The sequence below is a fragment of the Shewanella sp. KCT genome, from assembly GCF_007636505.1.
In the GTDB taxonomy this organism is placed as follows: domain Bacteria; phylum Pseudomonadota; class Gammaproteobacteria; order Enterobacterales; family Shewanellaceae; genus Shewanella; species Shewanella halotolerans.
Genome location: NZ_LVDJ01000006.1, coordinates 228,919 through 247,168 on the forward strand (window position 1 = coordinate 228,919; position 18,250 = coordinate 247,168).

An 18,250-nucleotide genomic window follows, 5' to 3' on the forward strand; every position below is an offset into this window, starting at 1 on the left:
ACTCTTTTTTAAATCAAAGTTAAGACCAGCATTATGTCTAAGATAACCAGCTCTACCCTGCTGAAGTTCAAGCAGGAAGGTAAGAAGTTCACTGCACTCACCGCCTATGATGCCAGCTTTGCGGGCGCCTTCGACAGCGAAGGGATCGACGTCCTACTGGTGGGCGACTCGTTAGGCATGGTATTGCAAGGACACGACGACACCCTGCCGGTCACAGTCGAAGATATCGCCTACCACACGCGTTGCGTGCGCCGTGGCATCAAGCGTTCACTGCTGATCGCCGACATGCCTTTCATGAGCTACGCCACCCCAGAGCAGGCGATGACCAATGCCACCGCCCTGATGCAGGCCGGTGCCAACATGGTGAAACTCGAAGGCGGTCACTGGCTGCTGGAAACTGTCACTAAGCTGACCGAGCGCGGCATTCCCGTGTGTGCCCACCTGGGGCTCACTCCGCAATCTGTGCATGTCTTTGGCGGCTTCAAGGTACAAGGCCGTGACGCCGACAACGCCCAGCGCATCATAGATGAGGCCAAGGCGATCGAGGCCGCTGGTGCCCAGCTATTAGTGGTCGAGTGTATCCCGGCGGCGCTGGCCAAAAGCATCACTGAAGCACTGACCATTCCGGTTATCGGCATTGGCGCAGGCGCAGACACCGACGGCCAGATCCTGGTGATGCACGACGTGCTGGGGATCTCCAGCGGCTATATTCCGCGCTTCTCGAAGAACTACCTGGCCCAGACCGGCGAGATCCGCAGCGCCATCCGCGCCTATATTGAAGAGGTCGACACAGGCGTCTTCCCCGCCGCCGAGCATACATTTAGCTAAAGTAAGGTTGCTGTAACATGTACACCACCCAAGATATCGCCGCGATCCGCGCCCAGGTGCGCCAATGGAAACAGGCCGGCGAGACAGTGGCATTCGTGCCCACCATGGGCAATCTGCACCAGGGTCATATCACCCTGGTCACCGAGGCATTGAAACGTGCCGATCACGTGGTGGTCTCCATCTTCGTTAACCCGATGCAATTTGGGCAGAACGAAGATCTGGACGCCTACCCGCGCACCCTGGCCGCCGATCAGGCCGCCCTAGAGGCCGCCGGCGCCGAGCTGCTATTCACGCCGACACCAGCCATCATCTATCCCAAGGGGATGGATAAGCAGACCTTTGTCGAGGTGCCTGGCCTGTCGGAAGAGCTGTGCGGCGCCAGCCGTCCAGGGCACTTTCGCGGCGTCACCACCATAGTCTGCAAGCTGTTCAATATCGTACAGCCGGATGTGGCACTGTTCGGTAAGAAAGATTTTCAGCAGCTGATGGTGATCAAGGCCATGGTGGAAGATCTGTCTCTACCTATCGAAATCATCGGCGTCGACACCATACGTGAGAGCTCTGGCCTGGCCATGAGTTCACGCAACGGCTACCTGAGCGAAGCGCAGAAGCAGCAAGCGGCTCAGCTCAAGCGCACCTTAGATGAGATGGCCGAGGCGATCGCCCAGGGTCAAGCGATCCCTAATGTAGTGCAGCACGCTCAGGAACAGTTGCACCAGGCTGGGTTTAAGCCTGATTATCTGTCGGTGCGTAATGCCGCCGATCTGCGTGAAGTCCAGGACGACGATAAACAGCTGGTGATCCTGGCCGCCGCCTTTATGGGCAGCACCCGCCTGATCGATAACCTGAGCTTCGAACGCGCTTAAGCCCTGCACGTCCGAATTTAGGGCGTACTTAAGCCTAGAAAGCGCTTAAACTTGGCTCGTCTTTAACCTCTAATTTCGCTTCTCAGGCCCAATGCCTGGGAAGCGATTTTTCATTTTAGGCTCATTTTTTACTCTGTTTTTTCCCCAAAGCAGCCCCCAAACTGCCCCAAAACAACTCAAAATGAGGTCAGTTTCATCATCTAAGTTATTGGTCATGCACCAAATCTGATCGGCCAAAAGGTCGAAAATGCCGCGAGTTTCAGAAATAAAATTACTTATTTGAGCGAAAGCCAATAAAGTGACCTAGATCCAGATCTCCTGCATTTCATTTACATGCATTTCAAATGAATTGGCATGCATCCAGGCTAACTTACTGAAATTAATTGGTAATACCTATTTACCAAAAATAGCTAGCTCCTACAGGCGCTCAACAAGGTGATCTGGATCACCAAGGGCATTTTTCCATCGCTAACTGATTAGATTCTAAACTGAAATTATCCGATCAGATATTTCCACTTTTGAGACCAAATTAGAGTAATTACTCTTAGCAAAATCCCATTTCTAGCTAAAAATCGTCATATTTCTTTCAAATAGTTATAACGGCCCGCCCCGACCAGTGATGGAGATCACACTTTAGGTTTAAGTGGTCAGACAAAGTTCACACCCATCTAACCCCATCTCACATAATCAGCACATAATGATCTAGATCATATTTGCATTTGGTGAATTAGCGTTTATTACGCATCAAGGATGAAACGATTCCATTTGGGAATAGCTTCCGACAACACAGGATGCTGCATCGGACGAGTCAGCATCGACAACAACTAAAATAACCAAGTAACGACAGTAAGAGGCAATCATGACCCTACTTCAACTACTCGCCAGTTTGACGCCTGTAATCAGCGTTATGCTATTTTTGGTGCTACTCAAGATGCCAGCATCTCGCGCCATGCCCATCTCTATGGTAATGACAGGTCTTGCCGCCGTCTTTATCTGGCAGATGGATACCACCATCTTAGGTGCCTCTGTGGTCGAAGGCCTACTCTCGGCCCTGACCCCATTGAGCATCATCTTCGGCGCCGTGTTCCTGTTGAACACCCTGAAGTACTCGGGTGCCATGGACACCATCCGCGCCGGCTTTACCAACATCAGTAGTGATGCCCGCGTGCAGGTGATCATCATCTGTTGGTTATTTGGTTCATTTATCGAAGGCTCTGCTGGTTTCGGTACCCCAGCCGCCATCGGTGCGCCGCTACTGGTACTGCTAGGTGTGCCGCCTGTAGCCGCCGCCGTGGTTGCCCTGATCGCCGACTCTACCAGCGTCTCCTTCGGCGCCATCGGTCTGCCGGTCCTCTTCGGTATGGAGCAGGGTCTGATGCAAGGCGGTGTGAGCATGGCTGCCGACCAGATCGCCCAGCACGGTACCAGCTTCGCCGACTATGCCCAGTTTATCGCTCTGCACATGATCACTATCGATCTGGTGACAGGCACCCTGATCCCGCTGGTACTCGTCTCTGTACTCACCGGCTTCTTCGGCCGTAACAAGTCCTTCAAAGAGGGTCTGGCGATCTGGAAATTTGCCCTGTTCGCCGGCTTAGCCTTTACCGTACCTGCCTGGCTTATCAACTACTTCGCCGGCCCAGAGTTCCCATCGGTTATCGGTTCTCTGGTTGGTATGGCGCTGGTGATTCCTGTGGCGCGCAAAGGCTTGTTACTACCTAAGACCCCTTGGAACGATTTCGCCGAAAACGACAACCAGACTCAAGCCAAGATTGAGACCAAGGCACAGTTCTCTCAGGTTGCCGCCTGGACGCCTTACATCATCATGGCAGGCCTGCTGGTGCTGTCTCGCACCGTGGCGCCGCTCAAGGCCTGGCTCACCAGCTTCAACATCAGCTGGACCAACCTACTTGGCACTGAGTTGAAAGCCGGTTTCGCGACCCTGTATGCGCCTGGCGCCTTCTTCGTGCTGGTATGTATCCTGGGCTTCGTACTGTTTAAGATGAAATCGCCAGCGATCAAGGAGTCGATCACCGTCTCTTGCAAGTCTATGCTGCCGACCATCATCTCCCTGGGCGCCTCTGTGCCTATGGTGAAGATCTTCCTTAACTCTGGCACTAACGAGGCAGGCCTTCAGTCTATGCCGGTTGCCCTGGCTGACATGCTCGCCGGCTCTATGGGTGCCATCTGGGCCTGGATGTCACCGATTGTGGGTATCTTCGGTGCCTTCCTATCGGGCTCAGCCACCTTCTCTAACATGATGTTCTCTGGCCTACAATACAGCGTGGCCGACAACATCGGCATGAACCACGCGTTAGTCCTGGCCCTACAAGGTATTGGTGCCAACGCAGGTAACATGATGTGTGTCATGAACGTGGTCGCCGCCGCTACCGTGGTGGGTATGGCTGGCCGTGAATCAGAAATTATCCGTAAAACTATGCCCGTCGCTCTGGGTTATGCCTTGATTGCAGGTACTATCGCTACCCTTTGGGGCGGTCTATAACAGATAACTCGAGAAAGGCGGACGTGATGAACCCGCCTTTCTGTGGGTCAACGAAAAGAGTAATGTTATGTCGATTAATTATTCAGCAGTAGTCGCAGATTTACGCGCAAAACTCGGTGAGGAAGCCGTCTCAGACGATGCAGTGCGTCGTTTCGCCTGGTCCACCGACGCCAGTTATTTCCGTATCGTGCCAGAGGTGGTGGTACACGCCGAGACTTTAGAAGATGCCCGTGACACACTCGAAGTCGCGCGCCAGCATAATGCCCCAGTGACCTTTCGCGCCGCCGGCACCAGCCTCTCAGGCCAGGCCATCGGCGAAGGCATCTTGTTGATCCTAGGTCACGACGGCTTCAGAAAGATCGCCGTCAGCGAGGATCACAACCAGATCTCACTCGGCGCGGCCGTTATCGGTGGCGACGCCAACCTGGCGCTTAAGCCATTCAACAAGAAGATAGGCCCGGATCCGGCCACCCTGGCCTCGGCCATGGTCGGCGGTATCGTCTCCAACAACGCCTCGGGCATGTGCTGTGGCACGGCCCAGAACAGCTACCAGACTATAGCCTCGGCCAAGCTACTCTTCGCCGACGGTACCCGCTTGGACACTGGCTGTGAGCGCTCAAAAGAAGCGTTTCGCGAGTCTCACCAGCAACTGCTTAGCGAGCTGACCGATCTGGCAAAGCTCACCAGCAGCAACCCGGTACTGGCCGATCGCATTCGCAAGAAGTACTCCATCAAGAACACCACGGGCTACAGCATTAACGCCCTGGTGGACTTCGAGGATCCTTTCGAGCTGATCAACCACCTGATCGTCGGCGCCGAGGGCACCCTGGCCTTCGTCGAAGAGGTGACCTATAACACGGTCGATGAGGCCAAGTTCAAGGCCTCGGCCATGGCGGTATTCTTCAACATGGAAGATGCGGCCCGCGCCATTCCGCCAATCAAATGCGACAGCGTCGCGGCCGCCGAGCTGCTGGACTGGGCGTCGATTAAGGCGGTCACTGGCAAGAAGGGGATGCCAGACTGGCTGAGTGAGCTGCCGGAAGGCGCCGCCATCCTGCTTATCGAATCCCGTGCCAACGACGAGGCGACCCTGGATGCCTACACCCAGGATGTGATCGCCAAGCTGGCCCATATCGAAACCGAGCGTCCTATCAGCTTCAGCCGTGACCCCGAGGTCTACAGCAAGTACTGGGCGATGCGCTCTGGCCTCTTCCCAATCATTGGCGGCGAGCGTCCAAAGGGCACCTCGGTGATCATCGAAGACGTGGCCTTCGAGCTGGAACACCTGGCCAATGCAGCCACAGATCTGACCGCCCTGTTCCACAAGCATGGCTACCCTGAAGGGGTGATCTACGGCCATGCGCTGGCGGGTAACTTCCACTTCATCATCACGCCGACCTTCGCCTCACAGGAAGATATCGACCGCTTCCACGGCTTCATGCAAGACGTGGCCGAGATGGTGATCAACAAGTATGACGGCTCCATGAAGGCCGAGCACGGCACAGGCCGCGCGGTAGCACCATTCGTCGAGATGGAATGGGGCGCCGATGCCTACACCCTGATGAAGCGCATCAAGCAGATCTTCGATCCCCAAGGCCTGCTAAACCCTGGGGTGATCCTCAACGACGACGCCAACGTGCACGTCAAGAACATCAAGCCATGCCCTGTGGTCGACGACTTTGTGGACAGATGTATCGAGTGTGGCTTCTGTGAGAAGACCTGCCCGACCTCGGCGCTTAACTTCACTCCGCGTCAGCGTATCGCCACTCTGCGTGAAATCGCCCGCCTGGAGGCCTCTGGCGACAAACAGGCCGCCGAAGAGATGCGCGCCGCCGCCAAGTATGACGTGGTCGACACCTGCGCCGCCTGTCAGCTGTGTACTATCGCCTGTCCGGTGGACAACAGCATGGGTCAGCTGGTGCGTAAGCTGAGAACCCCATACATCACCACGACCGAACAGAAGGTACTGGACTTCCAGGCCAAACACTTCGGCGCCGTCAACCAGGTGATCAGCACAGGCTTCGACGTGCTCAACATCATCCACAAGGTCACAGGCGACAGCGTCACCAACGGCCTGATGAAGGTGGGCCGCATGGTGTCCAAAGAGGTGCCTTACTGGAACCCAGACTTCGCCAAGGGCGGCAAGCTGCCTAAGCCAAGCCCAGCCTCGCCAGACAAGGAGACTGTGGTCTACTTCCCGGCCTGTGGTGGTCGCACCTTCGGCCCGACGCCGAAAGATCCCGACAACCGCACCCTGCCTGAAGTGGTAGTCACCCTGCTGGAGCGCGCCGGTTACAACGTGGTCACTCCCGACAACACCCGTCACCTGTGCTGCGGCCAGATGTGGGAATCTAAGGGTGACTTCAAGAACGCCGACGCCAAGCGCGACGAGCTGATCGATGCCCTGAGCGCCCTGAGTGACAACGGCAAGGTGCCAGTGGTGGTGGATGCCCTCTCCTGTACCTACCGTACCCTGACAGGCAACCCTAAGGTGGAAATTACCGATCTGGTCGAGTTCATGCACGACAAGATCTTGCCTAAGCTGACCTTTACCAAGAAGGTCAACGTGGCACTACACCTTGGCTGTAGCGCCCGCAAGATGAAGCTTGAGCCTAAGATGCAGGCGCTGGCCGATGCTTGTAGTAACGGCGTTAAGCTGCCAGAGGGGATCGAGTGTTGTGGTTACGCCGGCGAGAAGGGCTTGTACAAGCCAGAGATCAACGCCAGCGCCCTGCGCAACATCAAGAAGCTGATCCCGGTCGATATCAAGGAGGGCTACTACGCCAACCGCATGTGTGAAGTGGGTCTGACCCAGCATAGCGGCATCTCCTATCGCCACCTGGCCTATCTGCTGGAAGAATGTAGCCGCTAGGCAACCGATTTAAGGTTTAGATAACCCCACCCAAGCAAACTCCGCGGTGTGACATCAGCTCACATCGCGGTTTTTTATCTCTGCCCTCCCCGCACTCGAGTGCAAATCATCTAAGTCGTGCAACCTAACTCATGTAAGCTAAGTCATTTAACCTAAGTCATGCAAAATACTGGTGTTATTCCAAGAGTTGCGCCATAGTAATAGCTGACCATACTGAGCTTAATCCATCAATAAGTTAGCGACCTAAACTTGCCGGTATGGACGCCAAAATGAAGTAAAACGACATAAAGTTAACTAAAGATTCGTTATACAAGAGAAAGGGACATGAGTCGTCGCGGCGACCGCTAAGCTTACCATGCCGCCTAGACTCGACGTAGATAGAGGAATTATCGCTCCATGGGAAAACTGCTCTTAGCCATCGCACTCCTGCTGCTTCCAGGCCTTAGCCACGCCAGCAGCATCTACAAGTGCATCAAGGGCGACAAGGTGGTGTTCAGCCAGACCTCCTGCCCGAAAGAGTTTAAGCAGCACCATATCCAATACCAACTCGGCATCACCACGGAAACCGACAGCGACAAGCCCAAGGAGAAGGTCGACCCTCTGCAGGCATTGCTCAACAAGCGCACCCTCTCCCAGGAGAAGCTGTTACAGCTGATCGACGCCGAAATCTACCGTCTCAAGCAGGAAAACAGCTATTATGAGATCCTGAGGGCCAGCGAAAAACAGAAGCTGGATCGCAAGCGTTACTGGCAGAAACAGGCCAAGGATGACCCTGAGTTTCTCGCCAAGCTCGACGAGATGAACCGCTACTTCGACGGCCTGATCAAGCTCAACGACGACGCCATGCTCATGCTGCAGCAACACAAGCTGCGCATCACACAGGCGCCCGAGCAGGAAGAACAGAAAGAGCAGGAAGAGCTGCCCGACAAAGGCGCCCCTCAGGTAGTACAACACTAACTAGTAGTGCAAAATTCGCCGTACAAGATGAGTAGCGCAGCATCAGCCCGGCAAGATTAGTCGTGCAAGATTCGCCGTGAAGCACTGGTTTTGACAGATTAGCCTTAAAACGTTAACACATTCTTAATTTGCGTAAGTCGCGAGGTCGCCATGAACAAGACCCAGTTGAGCCTGCTCGTTATCGGCCTGCTTCTGCTGGGATTCTATCTGCGCCAAACCTTCTTCACACCTGCCGACGACTCCCGCGAACTCAATGTCGACAGCTTCGTCGATCATGCCCAATACCTGACGACCCAGAGCGAGGTGATCGCCCCTCTGCTGTGTGCCAAGCTCGCTATCGATATGGGCTTTTCCGTTGACCAAGCGCAGGTCAACAGTGAGCTGCGCCAGACACTCAAGGCCTATGACGACGACAAAGATGCGGCGCTGTATCTGTTTATTTATGTCAAAGGCTACGCCTTCGGCCTGGCCCATGGCATAGAGGACAAGCCCGGCGCCTACTTTCACCTGGGCTGTGACCAAAACCATCCCGAGGTCGAGATGCCACCACAGCAGACTCAGATATGACTATCCACTGGCCGCTACTGCTCAAGGTCGCCAGCGACAAGCAGCTGATGCTGTTAGAGAGCCAGGAAGAATGGCTCGCCGAGCGCGACCATCTTGAGGGTGAGTCCCTGACCCTTATCGACAGCCAGGGCATCTGTTATCACTGCCAAGATGGCTATTTACGCCCCTCGGAGGAGCAGATAGCCCTTTCACAGATAGTGCTGTGGGTCAGCGATTATGCCTGCCAGAATGGTCACTTCTGCAGCGCCAAGATAGGCGCCGACAGCCTGGCACAGCTGTTTGAGATGGTGCGCTATTTGGAAGATAGTTAGTCGAAGCACGCCATGCATTAAAGAATACAACCATAAAAAAGCCCCGCCAATGTGGGGCTTTTTAGTTGGATTTGTCTGTCCTGAACCAACTAGGTTCTCAAGCCTATGCCACGGCTGATCAGGTAGTAGGCCACCAACCAGAGTCCGGCGCAGAAGCCAACCATGATAGCCACCGACAGGCCGATACTGATGTCGGCATAACCCAGGAAGCCATAGCGGAACACGTTGATCATATAGACCACAGGATTCAGCTGCGACACCCCCTGCCAGAAGCTTGGCAGCAGGGTAAGCGAGTAGAAGACACCGCCCAGATAGGTCAGCGGAGTCAACACGAAGGTAGGCACTATGCTGATGTCATCATAGCTCTTGGCAAACACGGCGTTGATAAGCCCCCCAAGGGCGAACAGGATAGAGGTCAGCAGCACAGTCAGGGCCACCAGCCCAGCGTGATGCAGGCTGATATCCACGAAGAACATGGCCACCAGGGTCACTATGGTGCCGACACACAGGCCTCGGGCGACGCCACCGCCCACGTAACCAGCGATCATCACATAGTGAGGCACGGGCGCAACGATCAGCTCCTCCAGATTACGCTGGAACTTGGCGCTGAAGAAGGATGACGCCACGTTGGAGTAAGAGGCGGTGATCACCGACATCATGATGAGGCCGGGGGCGATAAACTCCATATAGCTCACGCCACCCATCTCGCCGATGCGCTTACCCACCAGATTACCGAAGATCAAAAAATAGAGGGTCATGGAGATCGCTGGTGGCACCAGGGTCTGCACCCAGATACGGGTGAAGCGGGTCACCTCCTTGATCAATATGCTCTTAAAGGCGGTAAAATAGACGTGCTTCATGTTCATACTCATGCCTTTTTACCTCCCTTGCCTTGTTCCACCAGCTCCACAAACAGCTCCTCCAATCGGTTAGCCTTGTTACGCATAGACAACACCTCTATCCCCTGCTCGGTGAGCTGGGCGAACACGCTGTTGATGCTATGGGCCTTCTCCACATCCACCTCCAATGTGTGTGGGTCGGTCAGGCGGCAGCTAATTCCGTCGAGGGTCGGCGCCTCGTTGATGTCGGCCTTGAGGTCGAACACGAAGGTCTCCATGTTGAGGCGGCTGAGCAGGGACTTCATGCTGGTACACTCCACCAGCTCGCCCTTGTCTATGATGCCGATGTTGCGGCACAGCATCTCGGCCTCTTCCAGGTAGTGGGTGGTCAAGATGATGGTCACCCCCTGGCGGTTAAGATCCGTCAGGAAGGTCCACATGGAGCGTCTAAGCTCGATATCCACCCCGGCGGTGGGCTCATCCAGGATCAGCAGCTTGGGCTCGTGCATCAGGGCGCGGGCGATCATCAGGCGGCGCTTCATGCCACCCGAAAGCGCGCGAGACGGGCTGTTGCGCTTGTCCCACAGGTCCAGCTGAGTCAGGTATTTCTTGGCGCGCTCGAAGGCCACCTCGCGGGAGACACCGAAATAGCCGGCCTGATTGACCACTATCTGCTGCACAGTCTCAAACTGGTTGAAGTTAAACTCCTGGGGCACCAGGCCGATGGACATCTTGGCCAGCTCCAGCTGAGTGTCGATATCGTGTTCGAACACCTTCACCTTGCCGGAACTCTTCTGCACCAGGGAACAGATCACCCCGATCGTGGTGGACTTGCCGGCACCGTTAGGGCCCAGCAGGGCAAAGAAATCCCCCGCCTCGACCTTAAGGCTGATCCCTTTTACCGCTTCGACGCCGCCCTTGTAGGTTTTTCTGAGCGAGTCGATAACTAAAGCATATGGCTCTTTGGTCATTAGTGACTTCCGTTATCCTGATCTTGAAATTGGTATTGCTATTGATATGAAAAAACAAAAACTCCCGCACAAAGCAGGAGTTTAAAATCTTAACGACGGCGCGATTAATCTAGGGGTACGACTTTAGCTATGTAAGGCAGGTTGCGATACTGCTCGGCATAGTCGATACCATAGCCGACGATAAACTCATCGGGGATGGTGAAACCGATAAAGTCTACCGGTACATCAACCTCGCGACGCTCTGGCTTGTCCAGCAAGGTACAGAGGGCCAGGCTCTTAGGTTCACGCAGCAGTAGCATCTCGCGCACCTTGTTCAGGGTATTACCCGAATCGATCAGGTCTTCGACGATCAACACGTCACGGCCTTCGATATCCGACTGCACATCCTTTAGGATCTTCACGTCGCGCGAACTGGTCATGGCGTTGCCGTAGCTGGATACCGACATGAAATCGATCTCAACATGGCCCTTGATGCGGCGGCAGAGGTCGGCCATAAAGACCACAGACCCCTTCAGCAGGCCAACCATTAGCAGGCGTTCGCTATTGGCGTAATGGGCATTGATCTGCGCTGCCAGGATATCCAGTTGTTGTTCAATCTCATCTGCCGAGATCATCACTTCGGTAGTGTGTTTCATACTCTTCTCAAATTTGTGTTAATTGTCGCGGTTGTCGGCACTGTGCTTATCATAGCCCCAACGCTTGGTTAACCCGTGGTCGACACCCAGATGGTCTAAGATCCGAGCGACCATGAAGTCTACCAGATCTTCAACCGATTTGGGATCATGATAAAAGCCGGGAGCCGCGGGCATTATGGTGGCGCCGAGGCGCGACAGGGACAGCATATGCTCTAAGTGTATGCTGCTAAAGGGGGTTTCTCTGGGCACCAGGATCAGTTGGCCACGCTCTTTTATCACCACATCGGCGGCCCGCTCCAGCAGGCTATTGCTCATCCCCGTGGCCACCGCCGCCAGGGTGCCCGTGCTGCAGGGGCAGATCACCATCTGCTTGGGCGCCGCCGAACCAGAGGCCGGTGGCGAGAACCACTCCTCCTTACCCAGCACATGCAGCTCACCGGCCACCTCATTGCCGCGCTCGGCAAACAGCGCCAGCAGCTGGGCCTTGGCCTTGTCGCCGTTAGCGCTGAGCGGCAGCCCATGTTCGGTGGCCAGCACCACGCGCGCCGCGCTGGAGATCATCAAAAACACCTGATAATCCGCCATCAAGAGGCATTCCAGCAGCTTGAGTCCGTATGGCGCCCCGCTGGCGCCGGTCCAGGCCAGGCTGATCGCCTTGGCCCGCTTGGGATAATTCATATCTCTCTCTTTGTTGAAGACCCGAGTCTAACCCTTACTGGCTAGACTCAAGCCTTGATCTCTTCCAGCTTAGCCAGCAGCTTGCCATGTAGGCCGCCGAATCCGCCGTTGCTCATCACGATTATGGTATCGCCGGGCCTCGCGGCCGCAGCCACGCTGTCCACCAGCTCATCTATCTGGTATAGCACTGTCACAGGCAACTCTGCCTTGGCCATCGCGGCTTCCACGTCCCAGTCGATGTTGTCCGCCTGATACAGGTAGGCGGCATCGGCCAGCGCCATGGAGCCCGCCAGGGTATCCTTATGCACGCCGCGCTTCATGGTGTTAGATCGCGGCTCCAGCACCACAATAATGCGACCTTCACCCACCTTGGCGCGGCAGCCCTGTAGCGTGGTGGCAATCGCCGTCGGGTGGTGAGCAAAGTCGTCATACACGGCAATATCATTGACAGTGCCGATCAGCTCCATGCGACGCTTTGGCGGCGCGAAGCGGGTCAATGCCTCGATAGCCGCCGCGGGCTTGACGCCCACATGACGGGCCGCGGCGATCGCCATGGTGGCGTTTTCCACGTTGTGCTGACCGATGAGCGACCAGTCGAGCACGCCCTGAGACTCGCCGTCGAAGAAGAGCTCGAAGCTGTGGCCGTCCTCGCTCAGCAGCTCGCTGTACCATCCTGGGCTACCCGCCATCAGGTTATAGGTCTCCAGCTCGCTCCAGCAGCCCATGTCGATCACCTCGCGCACCGCGTCGCTGGCGGATGGCCAGATCACCTTGCCCTGACCCGGTACGGTTCTTATTACGTGATTAAACTGACGCTGGATCGCCTTTAAATCATCGAAAATATCGGCGTGGTCGAACTCAAGGTTATTGATCACCAGAGTGCGCGGCTGATAGTGGACAAACTTGGAGCGTTTATCGAAGAAGGCGCTGTCATACTCGTCCGCCTCCACCACGAAGAAGGGGGAATCCCCCAATCGCGCCGACACGCCGAAGTTTTGCGGCACGCCGCCGATCAAGAAGCCCGGCCCATAGCCGCAATCTTCTAAGATCCACGCCAGCATGCTGGAGGTCGATGTCTTGCCATGGGTGCCCGACACCGCCAGCACCCAACGATTGGTCAGAATATGCTCGGCCAGAAACTGTGGCCCAGAGGTGTATTTCAGGCCACGATTGAGCACAGCCTCGACACAGGGATTGCCACGACTCATGGCATTACCTATCACCACCAGATCCGGCGCATCGTCCTCGTTTTGCCCCAGCTGACTCGGGTCGAAACCCTGGATCAGTTCTATCCCCTGCTCCTCGAGCTGAGTGCTCATGGGCGGATAGACGTTGGCATCGCTGCCCGTGACCTTGTGACCGTTAGCGCGAGCGAGGAGTGCGAGACCACCCATAAAGGTGCCGCAGATCCCTAAGATATGTACATGCATGGGGTTGGCTCTGGATAGGAATAATCTGGGGGTTATTCTAACGATTCGTGTCACCATTGTCAGTTAACAATGGTTTAAATAACGTTTTGATGGGATGAGACAAGTTGCGGCCTTACGGCCGAGGTAAGTCGTGGGTCTTCAACCCACACCCGACCAAAAGGGGAAAATCGCTTGTTCCCCTTTTGGAAATCCCCCAGCGCCCCAGACGAAGTTGTTGCTCCTCGTGCTTATGGATAAATCGCTACCGCTTCCGAAGGATGCATCCATGCACCTGCGGAAGCTAGTCGGGCATCCATGCCCGTCTCACGCAATTTATTCCAACGCCCTTCGGCAACTTCGATGGGGACTTGTCGTAGCCTCTACCTGCAACCTCACTAACTAGAACAAACTTAACTCTGACCCAACTTTTCATTTATAAGTATCATTAGTGATCGGGCGCAACGCCCGGCTAAACGGCGCGAACGCAGTGAGCGTCCGGCGGAGTGAAACGGAGCGAATTTAAGCCGCTTGTTAGCTGCCGTTGGAATCACCAAAAGTTTTCTCTTTTATCAGTTCGGTAAGTATTTGTTGAACCTTGAAGGATAGATGGATTTAAGTGGATATAGTCCCATGCAAGATCACTAATATTGTGAGAGAAACCTTCTAGCATATTTCCAAGCTGAGCAGATCTGTAAATAACTCTACAGGCCACCAATTCTTGTACCACCCCATCATCGACTTTCAGAGTGTTGGACCTAGTGCCTTTCGAAAAGTAATACCGGAGTATCTGTTTCTCGTCTTCTGTAAGGTTATTAAGTTTATCTATTACAAAACCTTGAATGCGACGCTGGCGAATAATATTTAGAACCCAATTAATGATCCACGATGCTACGGCGACAATACAGATACCAACAGAAACGAGAAGTGCCAACCCCAACCATGCTCTGTACTGGGTTGACATTTCCTGCAAACCCAATAACTCAAGCCAGCTTTCCGGGAGAAATATTAACGCTCCAGAAATCAAGGCCACAGCCACCAAATATTTTGGAGCAAGCTTCAAAACTTCAATCAACGATTTTACGGCTTCTGTGAACATTCAATTCCCTGGGTGGTTGGACTGCTAACGCTTTACTTTGCGGTGTACCGGAGCGCAGCGTAGGTACGTCCGACAACAGCCACTGGTTATGTTTTCCGACGCTCCGTTTTCCAGGTCCGCCCTGTTTCATTAACACTCCATTTGCTTGAAGCATTCATGTCATTAGAGTATTTGAGAGCTTCGGGACCGAGAGCCTCAAGAGTCTTAAGTTTATTTTCTTCAGTCGGAGACCTTTTCTCAGGGTCGTCCCAGTAGATCCAAGCATCAAAATACGGCCGTTCAGCCTCTTCTAGATCCGACCTGAGTCGAATCACTATGTGTGGCTCTGGAACACGGCGAGCTTGTGCCTGACGAGGGATCCTGGCATCCAAGTCAGCGAGAAACTCCTTCGGTTTGAGCGGACTCCTTGAGCGACCATCAATTTTGAGAAGATCTACCAATGGCCCATACATATCGCCGAGATAGTCCTTTATCCAGTATCCTGGCAATACTTCAAACTTAAAGAAGCTAGGATTTCGCCCTCGGGATGTCATGCTAAAAGTAAAAGGGTTTGATCGCGTCGAAAACAAGCAATCAAACTCAGCGACTCCGAGCTGCAATGCGAATTGCTGCATATCGAGACCCATCGAGCGCATGCTTTGATGTAGCTCCCTAAGGGAATCCATCTTCACAGACCCACCTCCATGCTAGAACCGGAAACATAACGCCGCAAAAAGAGGCGAGCGTAGCGAGTCCAGCGGCTGAAGGCCGCATTCTTGTTTGCCTTGTTAGGCATTTTCCGCCAACGCACGACATTTTTCAGTGAGCTGAAATGGCTCACTAATACCTGAACTATTAATTTTCACGCATAGCCCAGAAGGTAGCATGAACAACCCTGCGTTCTCTGACCATCCCTGTATGGAGCCAACCATTACGGCCTCATTCGGTGCTTTGTAGTTGACTCGCCATGCTCGATTCGCTGTCGTAATCGACTGAGGCTGAAGCTGCCCTCTAGATAGTCCTTTACCTTCGAACAAACTCACGGGAATGCCAAATAGCGTAAGCTTCTTGAAGAAGCATCCGTTTGTGCTTTTCAGAAGGGAAACAAGTGCGGGGGGAAACTCCGCTTTAGCTTCGAGGCAAGCCCACTCGATCATTTCATCGGTAGCCGGAGGATAGATTGCGGCAGTGCCGTGATCTACGTGCCAGTTATTAGCGCCGAGATTGCACTCTATTCCGTTGGATTCAAACTCTTCGATGATGCTCATTTAATTTGATGCCTAACGCCGTGCTCACCGGTAAATTTGGAACGCAGCGGAAAATTTATCCGTGTGCAGCACTTTGTTAAGCGCTGACATCTGCAAGCTTGAACTGAGAATTCAGGCATAGGTCTGTATCAAGCTTTAGCCGTTTACACATATGGTTCGGTATTTCATCGCTGAATGGCTCTATATGGAAAAGTCCATCAGAGCACCAATCTTCTGATGGGAGGTTCGTTGTCATAATAGTATGAGCTATCGATAGATCCTTTCCATCTTTCTCCAAAGTAACAGTTCCATTTACGGACAGGTTGCCGAAAGACTCTTCATGCTCCACTTCATTCCCATCAGCATCTACAAACTTCACATTATGTGATATTGATTCCTTCTCCGATGACACTTTACATAGCCCCGGCTTGTACCCTTTGAAGTCAAACTCAGAATGATGAAAAAGCAGCAAAATACAAATAGTAATTTTATCTGAAAGATTTCTTATAATTGATTCATCAAATTCAAGCTGATTCTTTTTCAGAACAGAAACTAGTTCATCCATAAGCTCATCTTGACCGAAGCTAGCGTTGCCACTAATAAAGCTCATGACATGTTGAATAGCATTGAATGTAGCCTCTGACAGCTTGCCTTCCTTATATGAAGCTACCTTGTTCTTTTTGTCCTCTTTGAAAGCACCATCAATTCGACTGATAAGACGCTGCTTCGTAACATTAAATTTTTTCCGAAGATCAGTGTCATCACATTTGCCCACCTGCAACTTCATCAGTTTTTTAATCCAAATGGGAAATGGCGAAGAAAGGTCCAAGGTCTTCTTTGGAGAGTTGTACTCTAGAAAATATTTCATTCTTAAGTACATTGTTTCCAAAGATTGATTTGCTAAACCTCTGTCGCGCTTATCGTTATGGGCAACAAAGTCAGCGACCTCTCTAAATACAGGAAAACCCGCTGAGTAGGCCCTCAACTTCATGAAAAGACTATCAATGTCATTTTCATCAAAGTGTCCGACTTCTATTTTTTTAACCAACTTTTGAGTTTTATTTTTCTCGACTGGCTTCATATGCTTCCATGTTAAATTGGCGCTTAACATTTTATTAGTGCGCATGCGTGTTTACCTCGTTGGACCAGTGAAAACGCGCACAGTTAACTATCTGTATGTAATGAACTTATCAGCATTTTGCCGCTTTTCATATAAGTAATCCATCTGCAAAAACGCGCATGCGCGTTTTCCAAACCTATTATCTCAAGTCGTCAACACATAACTGATTGATAAAAATGAATTATACAGATTAGTACGTGTATAAACGCGCAAAATCATTTCACTATTTGTCCTTGATATTCGGAAATACCAAACAACACTGTATAAATAAACAGTACCTTAGGAATGAGGTAATCATGAGTCTAAAAAGCCCATTTCTAATCGGTGTTCAAGAAACAATGCGTATGCGTGGTTACAGTATTAGGAATAGTCGGGTCAGAGTAAACTTTTACTTACTTGCTGCAAATGCCGGTTGTGGCTACAACAGATCCCCATCGAAGTTGCCGAAATGCGTAGATGAAAATGCCGTATAGCCATCATGGACGATGGCTAAGACTCGGAGGGACAGGAGTCCCATCCGAGTCGTTAGGCGATTTTCATTGAAGCATGAGGCTCAACAACTTCGTCGGGGCGTCAGGGTGGATGCAAGGAGGGCGAGGACGAGCAGTCCTCCTTGCCCGGGTGTGGGATGGAATCCCACGACTTTCTCGGCCGTAAGGCCGTATCCATCCCGACGAGGAAAGCTCCCCACGACGTTAATCCAAACGAAGTTTGGAAAAAGAGCAAACAACCAGTTTTAAGGCTATTGCAGATTAAAAAGGTTATCTGAATTATTGGAAGGCGGAGGAATAATCATCTCTCCTGTGGCATAGAGTCTATCGAACTCTTTCTTTGCATCGATCTTGTGATTAACGCAACGAACCATATGCGCATCATTTTTGAAGCTTCTGCACTCATCTGGCGTCACGTAATAACTCTTCCACGCTCGGTCACGCTTCTGCCGCTCAGCCTGATTAATCGTCATTCGAGCTTTCTTTTCTTGCTCGGCGAGATAACTTGCTTTAAAAGCCTCTATTCGACGCTGTTTCTCAGCCGCCTTCTGCGCAGCAGCCTGTTCACGCAGCAACTTGGCTTGTTGTTCTAAGAAGCGATCTGCCTCATAGGCAACATAATTAACATAGGCAATATTAATAATGGCAGTGACTATTCCCGCCAGTAAGATTCCTAGAGTGATCTGGAGTACAAGTTTCATCGAATAACCTAAATTCCTTTTAAGCTGAGCAAGATGCTACCACCTCAGTACAAAATTTGGCACCTCAACCTTCACAATCTCACCAAAAGCACTAAAGCAACCCAATACAAATTGCGACTACAATGACCCCTCATCGAAGTTGCCGATTAAACAAATATCGCAAGCAAAAACAATCCGCAA

18 protein-coding genes are annotated in these 18,250 nt (G+C 52.8%); 7 read left to right on the plus strand and 11 right to left on the minus strand.

Annotated features, from left to right (window positions below):
- Positions 1 to 33 precede the first annotated feature (33 nt).
- Together panB and panC are read left to right on the plus strand one after the other, a co-directional pair.
- Positions 34 to 828: a 3-methyl-2-oxobutanoate hydroxymethyltransferase gene (gene panB, locus AYI87_RS11065; protein WP_041510094.1), complete on the plus strand. Its 795-nt coding sequence runs from the start codon at positions 34 to 36 to the stop codon at positions 826 to 828.
- A gap of 17 nt (positions 829 to 845) precedes the next feature.
- Positions 846 to 1,694, plus strand: a complete 849-nt coding sequence (panC, locus tag AYI87_RS11070) for a pantoate--beta-alanine ligase (protein ID WP_144202085.1) — start codon at positions 846 to 848, stop codon at positions 1,692 to 1,694.
- Between the two features lie 69 nt (positions 1,695 to 1,763).
- On the opposite strand, the gene AYI87_RS11075 is transcribed toward panC, so the two are convergent.
- Positions 1,764 to 1,988: a hypothetical protein gene (locus tag AYI87_RS11075; protein ID WP_144202086.1), complete on the minus strand. Its 225-nt coding sequence runs from the start codon at positions 1,986 to 1,988 to the stop codon at positions 1,764 to 1,766.
- Positions 1,989 to 2,553: 565 nt separating this feature from the next.
- Here AYI87_RS11075 and AYI87_RS11080 point away from each other — a divergent pair.
- The 5 genes from AYI87_RS11080 to AYI87_RS11100 all read left to right on the plus strand — a co-directional run bounded on the left by AYI87_RS11080 (position 2,554) and on the right by AYI87_RS11100 (position 8,904).
- Positions 2,554 to 4,197 carry an L-lactate permease gene (locus AYI87_RS11080; RefSeq protein WP_144202088.1) on the plus strand — a complete coding sequence of 548 codons (1,644 nt, stop codon included), beginning with the start codon at positions 2,554 to 2,556 and terminating at the stop codon, positions 4,195 to 4,197.
- A gap of 67 nt (positions 4,198 to 4,264) precedes the next feature.
- Entirely contained in the window at positions 4,265 to 7,069 is a 2,805-nt protein-coding gene (locus tag AYI87_RS11085) for an FAD-binding and (Fe-S)-binding domain-containing protein (RefSeq protein ID WP_144202090.1), read from the plus strand.
- A gap of 396 nt (positions 7,070 to 7,465) precedes the next feature.
- A complete protein-coding gene (locus tag AYI87_RS11090) occupies positions 7,466 to 8,026 on the plus strand; it encodes a DUF4124 domain-containing protein (protein ID WP_144202092.1) in 561 nt (186 codons plus the stop codon).
- A 150-nt stretch (positions 8,027 to 8,176) separates the two neighbouring features.
- Positions 8,177 to 8,593, plus strand: a complete 417-nt coding sequence (locus AYI87_RS11095; RefSeq protein WP_144202094.1) for a hypothetical protein — start codon at positions 8,177 to 8,179, stop codon at positions 8,591 to 8,593.
- A complete protein-coding gene (locus AYI87_RS11100) occupies positions 8,590 to 8,904 on the plus strand; it encodes a DUF4144 family protein (RefSeq protein WP_144202096.1) in 315 nt (104 codons plus the stop codon). Before AYI87_RS11095 ends, AYI87_RS11100 begins: the two co-directional genes overlap by 4 nt.
- Before the next feature lie 89 nt (positions 8,905 to 8,993).
- Here the strand turns inward: AYI87_RS11100 and AYI87_RS11105 are convergent, their stop codons facing one another.
- The 10 genes from AYI87_RS11105 to AYI87_RS11150 form a co-directional block, all read right to left on the minus strand.
- Complete coding sequence (locus AYI87_RS11105) at positions 8,994 to 9,764, minus strand: ABC transporter permease (RefSeq protein ID WP_086023637.1); 771 nt, start codon at positions 9,762 to 9,764, stop codon at positions 8,994 to 8,996.
- A gap of 8 nt (positions 9,765 to 9,772) precedes the next feature.
- Positions 9,773 to 10,714, minus strand: a complete 942-nt coding sequence (locus tag AYI87_RS11110) for an ABC transporter ATP-binding protein (RefSeq protein WP_144202098.1) — start codon at positions 10,712 to 10,714, stop codon at positions 9,773 to 9,775.
- 104 nt (positions 10,715 to 10,818) lie between these two features.
- Positions 10,819 to 11,349, minus strand: a complete 531-nt coding sequence (gene hpt / locus AYI87_RS11115) for a hypoxanthine phosphoribosyltransferase (protein ID WP_011866938.1) — start codon at positions 11,347 to 11,349, stop codon at positions 10,819 to 10,821.
- Positions 11,350 to 11,367: 18 nt separating this feature from the next.
- Complete coding sequence (locus AYI87_RS11120) at positions 11,368 to 12,027, minus strand: flavin prenyltransferase UbiX (protein WP_144202100.1); 660 nt, start codon at positions 12,025 to 12,027, stop codon at positions 11,368 to 11,370.
- 47 nt (positions 12,028 to 12,074) lie between these two features.
- Complete coding sequence (mpl, locus tag AYI87_RS11125) at positions 12,075 to 13,457, minus strand: UDP-N-acetylmuramate:L-alanyl-gamma-D-glutamyl-meso-diaminopimelate ligase (protein WP_144202102.1); 1,383 nt, start codon at positions 13,455 to 13,457, stop codon at positions 12,075 to 12,077.
- A gap of 526 nt (positions 13,458 to 13,983) precedes the next feature.
- Positions 13,984 to 14,532: a superinfection exclusion B family protein gene (locus AYI87_RS11130; protein WP_144202104.1), complete on the minus strand. Its 549-nt coding sequence runs from the start codon at positions 14,530 to 14,532 to the stop codon at positions 13,984 to 13,986.
- Positions 14,533 to 14,618: 86 nt separating this feature from the next.
- Positions 14,619 to 15,197: a DUF6037 family protein gene (locus AYI87_RS11135; RefSeq protein WP_260865131.1), complete on the minus strand. Its 579-nt coding sequence runs from the start codon at positions 15,195 to 15,197 to the stop codon at positions 14,619 to 14,621.
- Positions 15,198 to 15,299: 102 nt separating this feature from the next.
- Entirely contained in the window at positions 15,300 to 15,779 is a 480-nt protein-coding gene (locus AYI87_RS11140; protein ID WP_144202108.1) for an SMI1/KNR4 family protein, read from the minus strand.
- 76 nt (positions 15,780 to 15,855) lie between these two features.
- Entirely contained in the window at positions 15,856 to 16,884 is a 1,029-nt protein-coding gene (locus AYI87_RS11145) for a hypothetical protein (protein WP_260865125.1), read from the minus strand.
- A gap of 736 nt (positions 16,885 to 17,620) precedes the next feature.
- Entirely contained in the window at positions 17,621 to 18,070 is a 450-nt protein-coding gene (locus tag AYI87_RS11150) for a hypothetical protein (RefSeq protein ID WP_144202110.1), read from the minus strand.
- Positions 18,071 to 18,250: the final 180 nt, after the last annotated feature.